5 protein-coding genes are annotated in these 5,347 nt (G+C 59.0%); 4 read left to right on the top strand and 1 reads right to left on the bottom strand.

The features are described 5' to 3' along the window. Positions 1-134: 134 nt before the first annotated feature. Genes ENN40_01710 through ENN40_01695 form a run of 4 tightly spaced genes read left to right on the top strand, consistent with a single transcriptional unit; the run spans position 135 to position 4,279 of the window. Entirely contained in the window at positions 135-1,505 is a 1,371-nt protein-coding gene (locus ENN40_01710; GenBank protein HDP94056.1) for a sigma-54-dependent Fis family transcriptional regulator, read from the top strand. Continuing rightward, the gene (locus tag ENN40_01705) at positions 1,498-2,154 is read left to right on the top strand and encodes a DUF374 domain-containing protein (protein ID HDP94055.1); all 657 of its coding nucleotides are present in this window, start codon (positions 1,498-1,500) and stop codon (positions 2,152-2,154) included. Before ENN40_01710 ends, ENN40_01705 begins: the two co-directional genes overlap by 8 nt. Then, positions 2,151-3,251 carry an ATP-dependent 6-phosphofructokinase gene (locus ENN40_01700; GenBank protein HDP94054.1) on the top strand — a complete coding sequence of 367 codons (1,101 nt, stop codon included), beginning with the start codon at positions 2,151-2,153 and terminating at the stop codon, positions 3,249-3,251. The genes ENN40_01705 and ENN40_01700 overlap by 4 nt, the downstream gene beginning before the upstream one ends. Before the next feature lie 2 nt (positions 3,252-3,253). Next, on the top strand, positions 3,254-4,279 hold the full coding sequence (locus tag ENN40_01695; protein ID HDP94053.1) for a zinc-dependent peptidase: 1,026 nt from the start codon (positions 3,254-3,256) through the stop codon (positions 4,277-4,279). Here the strand turns inward: ENN40_01695 and ENN40_01690 are convergent. Continuing rightward, the gene (locus ENN40_01690; GenBank protein ID HDP94052.1) at positions 4,154-5,059 is read right to left on the bottom strand and encodes a hypothetical protein; all 906 of its coding nucleotides are present in this window, start codon (positions 5,057-5,059) and stop codon (positions 4,154-4,156) included. The two genes, ENN40_01695 and ENN40_01690, sit on opposite strands and share 126 nt — an antisense overlap. Positions 5,060-5,347 lie beyond the last annotated feature (288 nt).

Genomic DNA, 5,347 nt, shown 5'->3' with positions numbered 1-5,347 from the left:
GGGCGACCGGCCGGTCGCCCCTACGCCTGTTACCTGATACCTCGTTCTCCCCTCGCCCTTCGCCCCTTGCCTCTTGCCTCTTGCCCGGTTCTCTTACCTTGTGAGTTTGCTTGCCTGAAGGTATAATGACAGTCATGCACAAGGTCCTGGTGGTGGAAGACAACCGCTCCATGCGGGAAATGCTGTTTACCGTCCTGTCCGAAAAGGGATACGAAGTCACCACCGCGGAGGACGCCGCCACCGCCCTTTTGCAATTGAAACGCACTTCTTTTGCCGTCATGGTATCCGACCTGCAGATGCCCGGCATGGACGGCCTGCAATTGGTGAAAAAAACCCGGCCCATGGGCATTCCCTGCATCATCCTGACGGCGTACGGGTCCATCGAGAAGGCCGTGGAAGCCATCAAGGCCGGGGCATTTGATTTCATCGCCAAACCGGTGGATCCGGAGTACCTGAATCTGATCATCACCAAGGCCCTGGAATCCACGCGTATCCTGCGGGAAAATATCGTTTTCCGCCAGGCCGAAGCCACGGCCAGCCGTTCCGCCGTGATCATCGGGCAGAGCCCGGAAATCCTGGCGGAAGCGGAAAAGCTCAAACAGGTGGCTCCCACTGATACTCCGGTGCTTTTGCTGGGAGAGAGCGGTACGGGCAAGGAGTTGTTCGCCCGCACCATCCACCGCCTGAGTCCCCGCCGGGAGAGCCCCTTCGTGGCCATCAACGCCGCGGCCATTCCCGAGCGCCTGCTCGAAAACGAGTTGTTCGGGCACGAAAAGGGATCCTATACCGACGCCTACACCCAGCAGGTCGGCAAGTTGGAACTGGCGCAGGGGGGCACGTTTTTCATGGACGAAATCGGGGACCTGCCCCTTCACCTGCAGGGGAAATTATTGCGTGTAATCGAAGAGAAGACCATCCATCGGCTGGGCAGCAACCGGGAGATCAAGCTCCAGCTGCGATTCGTGTTCGCCACCAACCGCGACCTGGAAGCCGAGGTGCAGGCGGGTCGCTTCCGCAAGGACCTGTTTTACCGCATCCACGTATTTCCCATCCACATCCCTCCCCTTCGGGACCGGGGGGAAGACGTGACCCTGCTGGCGGAGTATTTCGTGCGCCATTACTGCCGGGAAATGAACAAGCCCCGGCTGGAACTGGCCCCGGAAGCCGCGGCCAGGCTGCGCCGCTACAAGTGGCCGGGCAATGTGCGGGAGTTGCAGAACACGATTGAACGGGCCGTGATTATTTCACACGGTCCGCGCATCGAGGGAGCGGACATCGTGCTGCCCGACCGCGGCCTGGACCTGTTGGAGGATTTCAGCCTGGATGGCGGACTCAAACAGGTCAGCGCCCGCGCGGTCCGACTGGTGGAAAAGGCGCGGATTCAGGCGGAACTGGAGCGCACGGGATTCAACCGCCGACGCGCGGCCGATCAACTCGGGGTCAGCTACAAGACATTGCTGGAGAAAATTCGCGAATACAACATCCGCCCGGAGAACCATGGGTGATTTCCTGCGGCGCAAGTTCCTTTGCCTGCTGATCCACGGCATTGTCGGCACCTGCCGTACTGAAGTGTCCGGCCTGGAAGCCGTTGAAGCGGTCCGGCACCGGGGCGCGCCCGTGATCATCCTGTTCTGGCACCGCCATATTTTTGCCCTGATCCACCATTTCCGCAACAGCGGCGCTCGCCCCCTGATCTCGCAGTCAAAGGACGGTGAACTCGTGGCCGGCGTAGCCCGGGAATTCGGGCTCAAGCCCATCCGCGGCTCCTCTTCACGGGGAGGCGCCCCCGCTTTTTTATCCATGATGCGCAGCCTGCGCGAACCCGGAACCGAAGTGTTGATCACCGCCGACGGTCCCAGGGGCCCGGCCCGCGAAATGAAACCCGGCACCCTGGAACTCGCTCGTCGCAGCGGGGCCTGGCTGATTCCGGTCAGCTGGTACGCCAGGCCGTCACACATTTTCCAGCGTTCCTGGGACAGGTTCCTGCTGCCTTTGCCGTTCAGCCGCATCCGGCTTGCTTACGGTGCCCCCATCCACCCGGATTCACTGCCCGTCCGCAACGCGGAAGAGATGGTCCAGCGCCGCATGGATGAACTCGAAGAGAGCCTGCGCCGCGGACTCCATGGGGGGAACGACCCGGAGGAAACCATATGAAACGCATTCGTCGACTGGGAATTCTGACCGGCGGGGGTGATTGCCCCGGCCTCAACGCAGTGATCCGTGCCGTGGTCAAAACCGCTTTCACACGCTACAACGCCGAAGTCGTGGGCATCCGTGACGGCTTCCGCGGCCTGGTGGAGAATGACACCCGTCCGTTGGGCTTTGACGACGTCTCGGGGATCCTGCCCCGGGGCGGCACCATCCTGGGGACATCCAACCGCCACAATCCCTTTCAATATCCCGTACTGGACGCCGACGGCAACCGCACCGGTTTCTCGGACCGCTCCGCTGACGCCGCGGCGACGGTGGAACGCGAGAAGCTCGATTTGCTGGTGGCCATCGGCGGCGACGGCACCCAGACCCTGGCCAATAAAATGTACAAGCAGTACGGCATTCCCGTGGTCGGGGTGCCCAAGACGATTGACAACGATATCGGCGGTACGGACCTCACCTTCGGTTTCGACACCGCGGTTTCCATCGCCACCGAGGCGGTGGATCGCCTCCATTCCACCGCCGAATCCCACCACCGCATCATGGTTTTAGAGGTAATGGGACGTTATGCCGGCTGGATCGCCCTGGAAGCGGGCATCGCCGGCGGGGGCGACGTGATCCTCATTCCGGAAATCCCTTTTGACATGAACCTGGTGGCCCGCAAGATCCGTGACCGGGAAAAACGCGGCAAGCGTTTTTCCCTGATCGTGGTGGCCGAGGGCGCCAAACAGGTGGACGGCGAACTGGTCGTGGCCCGGAAAGTTCAGGACCCCAGCGACCCCATCCGCCTGGGCGGTATTTCACGCTTTGTGGGCGACACCATCGAGGACTTGACCGACATTGAATCCCGGTACACGATCCTGGGCCACGTGCAACGAGGCGGCAGCCCCACGGCATTCGACCGCCTGCTGGCCACCCGCTTCGGCTACCACGCCATGGAAACCGCGGTCGACGGCCTGTTCGGCCACATGGTGGGACTGCGGGGCACAAAGATCGTGGCCACCCCGATTGCGGAAGCCGTGGCCGTACCCCGGAAGGTTGCGCCCGACGGCGACATCGTCAAAACCGCCATGGCCCTGGGCACCGGGTTCGGATTCTGACCATGGAATTTCTGATCTTTGCCATCGGTTGCCTGGTCGTGGCCCTGTTCTTTCTGGTCAAACCCTGGTTTATTAAGCATAAACGCCAAAAAATCAGGCAACAACCCTTTCCGCAAAAATGGCTCGCTATCCTGCAAAAGCATTTCCCCCTGTACAGAGGTCTGCCCGCTGCGTTGCAGAAGGAGCTGCGGGAAAAGATTCAGGTTTTCCTGGCCGAGAAAAACTTCGTCGGACGCCAGGGCCAGGAAGTCACTGATGAAGTGCGCGTGCTGACGGCCGCCCAGGCCTGCCTGCTGCTGCTGAATCGCAAGACAAACTACTTTCCCAAACTCTCCACCATCTACATCTATCCCACCGCCTACATGGCCAGACGCGTCAGCCAGTCGGGCCACTTGGTCTCTGAATCCACCCAGACCAACCTGGGAGAATCATGGAGCAGCGGCGAACTGGTGCTGGCCTGGGACGCCGCGGTCCACGGGGCCAAAAACACCTATGACGGCCGCAACGTGGTCTTTCACGAGTTCGCCCACCAGTTGGACCAGGAGGACGGGGCCGCCGACGGCGCGCCCATCCTGGCGGAGTTTTCCGCTTACGCCTCCTGGGCGCGGGTGCTGGGCGAAGAGTACGAGCGCCTGATCCGCAAAAAGAAAAAACACCGCAAGACGGTGATGAACAAGTACGGGGCCACCAACCCCGCCGAATTCTTCGCCGTTGCCGGCGAGACCTTTTTTGAAAAACCGCGCCAGCTGGAAAAGCGCCACCCCGAACTCTACGCAGAACTCAAGTCCTACTACGCCACCGACCCCATCACCTGGTACGACCGCCTGCACGCTTCCAAGGGGGACGCCCAAGGAAGGGGGACGGTTCTAGGAAGGGGGACGGTTCTTGACAATTTGACAATTTCAGCTCTTCATCCGCATGCGACTGCGTTTGTACAACGTCCCCAGGCTGTTGATGCTAAGGTCTCCGAACATGTCCATTTGAGCAATCTCCCTGTAGGTCAGTCCCCCTTGTTCCTTCAACAATAGCAGCAACTCCGCGCGCAATCTTTTGTGCGCATGGGTGGACAGGTCCAGGTCGGTGATTCGCATGTCATGCATACGCTCAAACTCCTGGACCACCTTGGCCACTGGATCATGAAAGCCATCATCATGTCTTCGCATCTCCCGGTTCTGATCACCGCCCCGCTGCCTGCGATCAGCCTTCCGTTCCAGATCCGGGAGCACATCTCCCCCGCCGATGATTATGCCCAGTTCGGTTCGGACCGTGGGCAACTCATCAACGGGCATACGCCTTACAAAACCATTGAACTCATCCACGTTGCCGAACAGCTCCTCGACGAATCCTGCATCCACAATTTCGCTTTCATTCTGACTGAAATATGCACTGCCGCTGGACCACTTGCATTCCGCGAAATCCTTTACAAGTCGGGCACGCACAGGATTGTTCAGCACATAGCCGATGGTCAACATCAAGTAAGCGTCGTCTTGGATCAGCATGGATTTGAAACGGTCCTGGAACACGTAGCCCCGGCCCCCGTAGCGTTGCCGGAAATATCCGGCGTACTGACCATTCAGCTGCTTGAAAAACGCGGACATTTTGCCGTTGTTGTCCTGAAGGACCATGTGGTAGTGGGTATCCATCAGGCACCAGGCCAGTATCCGCAACCGGGTCAATTTTTGAATCTTCTTCAATATATCAACAAAGAAAATTCGATCCCCATCATCCCGAAACAGGACTCTCCCTTCGTACCCCCGGTTCATGGCATGATGAAACGCCCCCTGAAACGTCCGCCTCGGTAATCGCATAAACCAACCCTATCCCCAAATTGTCAAATTGTCAAGAACCGTCCCTCTTCCTCTTAAATGCAACTTGAATAACGGGCGGCTGGCTAGGCTTTGCCCGTGGGGGATTTTAACCCCCTGAATCGCGCCAGCTTGCTTGGCGCACTCAAGAACCGTCCCCCTTCCTTCCTGCCGTCACCCCATATTTTCAGTAATGATCGTTGAAGAGTGTTGATATAATTGGATTTTTGGGGATTTATTTATGTAAAAGGGCTCCTTTAAATGTTATAATGGAATTGGTGAAAACCATTG

This window comes from Candidatus Aminicenantes bacterium, assembly GCA_011049425.1.
In the GTDB taxonomy this organism is placed as follows: domain Bacteria; phylum Acidobacteriota; class Aminicenantia; order UBA2199; family UBA2199; genus UBA876.
This window is presented reverse-complemented; position numbering and strand designations above follow the sequence as displayed.

Excerpts from the sequence above, each read along its gene's own strand:
- ENN40_01710 (HDP94056.1), top strand. The coding sequence starts at position 135 with ATGCACAAGGTCCTGGTGGTGGAAGACAACCGCTCCATGCGGGAAATG.
- ENN40_01700 (HDP94054.1), top strand. The coding sequence starts at position 2,151 with ATGAAACGCATTCGTCGACTGGGAATTCTGACCGGCGGGGGTGATTGC.
- ENN40_01695 (HDP94053.1), top strand. The coding sequence starts at position 3,254 with ATGGAATTTCTGATCTTTGCCATCGGTTGCCTGGTCGTGGCCCTGTTC.
- ENN40_01705 (HDP94055.1), top strand. The coding sequence starts at position 1,498 with ATGGGTGATTTCCTGCGGCGCAAGTTCCTTTGCCTGCTGATCCACGGC.
- ENN40_01690 (HDP94052.1), bottom strand. The coding sequence starts at position 5,059 with ATGCGATTACCGAGGCGGACGTTTCAGGGGGCGTTTCATCATGCCATG.